This window comes from Frankia sp. CpI1-P (assembly GCF_001421075.1).
Classification (GTDB): Bacteria; Actinomycetota; Actinomycetes; order Frankiales; family Frankiaceae; genus Frankia; species Frankia torreyi.
The window spans coordinates 1-1,347 of record NZ_LJJX01000139.1 but is presented as its reverse complement, the minus strand read 5'-3'; the positions used below and the strand labels follow the sequence as shown (position 1 = coordinate 1,347).

At 69.4% G+C, this 1,347-nt stretch carries 3 protein-coding genes; 1 reads left to right on the top strand and 2 read right to left on the bottom strand.

Translation table 11 applies throughout. The features are described 5' to 3' along the window. Window positions 1–249, top strand: a 249-nt coding sequence (locus FF86_RS31065; RefSeq protein ID WP_055872007.1) for a 4Fe-4S binding protein, incomplete at its 5' end; no start/stop codon positions are given. Between the two features lie 162 nt (window positions 250–411). Here the strand turns inward: FF86_RS31065 and FF86_RS61585 are convergent. Together FF86_RS61585 and FF86_RS31055 are read right to left on the bottom strand one after the other, a co-directional pair. Further along, entirely contained in the window at window positions 412–882 is a 471-nt protein-coding gene (locus FF86_RS61585) for a hypothetical protein (RefSeq protein WP_055407526.1), read from the bottom strand. A gap of 192 nt (window positions 883–1,074) precedes the next feature. Then, window positions 1,075–1,341: an AMP-binding protein gene (locus FF86_RS31055; RefSeq protein WP_255355988.1), complete on the bottom strand. Its 267-nt coding sequence runs from the start codon at window positions 1,339–1,341 to the stop codon at window positions 1,075–1,077. Between the last annotated feature and the right edge of the window lie 6 nt (window positions 1,342–1,347).

The following is a 1,347-nucleotide window of genomic DNA, read 5'->3' as shown; positions in this document are numbered from 1 at the left end:
GACCGCAAGATGTACATCAACCCCGACGAGTGCACCGAGTGCGGCGCCTGCGCGGTCTCGTGCCCCGTCGGCGCGGCCCTCAGCGACGACCGGGTGAAGGCGAAGGACAAGGAGTTCATCGACAGCGAGGCGGCGTTCTTCACCGACATCCTCCCGGGCCGCGACGAGCCGCTCGGCGAGCCCGGCGGCGCCACCCGCCTCGGCAAGATCAAGGCCGACACCCCCTTCATCGCCGCGTACGTCAAGTAGCGCCGTGCGGGCGGCCCGGTCCTCCCCCCGGCCGGGCCGCCCGACTCACCGGCCTCACCGCCCGTCGCCACGGCCATCTGATCCGCTCGCTCGTCGTCAGCGCGCCCCCTGCTGGTCGCGCCGGCCGGCGGTGGCGATCCACTGGTAGCCGTCGCGCACGCCTCAGGTCGCGGCACACCTGTACGCCCCTACGCCTCTACGCCACCTCGGGTGAGTGCCGTTTGGATTGCTCAGCCTGCCACCGCGGCGGCGATCCACGGGGATGCCGAGATGCTGGAAGCCGAGGGCCAACACCCGATCACCGACCTTGACATCCCGAATCGGCTTGCGGGTGCCGTCGGCCATCAGAACCGACTGAACTGCCGACTGAAGAGTCGGGCACGCTACTGAAGAGCTCGGTGTCGTTTCAGAGTACTGGGTGGCCTGGGTGACGACCTGGGCGATGTAGGCGTCGGAATGGTTGTAGTGCCATAGGGCGCCGGTCAGGTCGGTGGCGACGTGGTTGTCGCATAGGTAGGCCGCGGCTGCGTAGACGGCGTCGGACGGGTTGTAAAGCGATGGCGGGTTGGCGCCGCCTGCTGGTAGCTGGTGGTGGGCGACGACGTCGGCGAACGTCGGGGCGAGGAACTGCATGGGGGCGCCTGCTATCTCTAGCTCGAACGCGCAAGGTGCTGGCAGCGCGCTCTTCGCGAAGCGAGGGACGTTGGGCACGTGCCGATCGCCGCGGCGGCTGGAACATTCACGGATGGCGCCGCGGATCTCGATCCTGGGCTTCGCCCGGCGTTGCTCGCGCTGGTCGAGCCCGACGAACGGGGCGACCCGATGTCACCGCTGCGATGAGAACGCGGTGGGCAGCGAGAGCACGGTCAGGCCGAGCTCGGCGACGCAGGCCAGCAACCGGGCCGGGGAAGAGATCATGTCGTCGTCCCGGACTACGACCGTCGCCCCCGCCGCCAGCGTCGTGAAGATCTCTTCGAGGCTGACATCGGCGGTGGCCGGGGCGAACTGCAGCACCCGGTCGTCCGGGCGCAGCTCGTACACGTCGACGAGAGCCGTGATCACGTGGCAGAGCGCCGCGCTTGGGATCGCCACCGGCTT

Bases quoted from the DNA above. Each gene is read 5' to 3' on its own strand.
- FF86_RS61585 (WP_055407526.1), bottom strand. From the start codon at position 882: ATGCAGTTCCTCGCCCCGACGTTCGCCGACGTCGTCGCCCACCACCAG.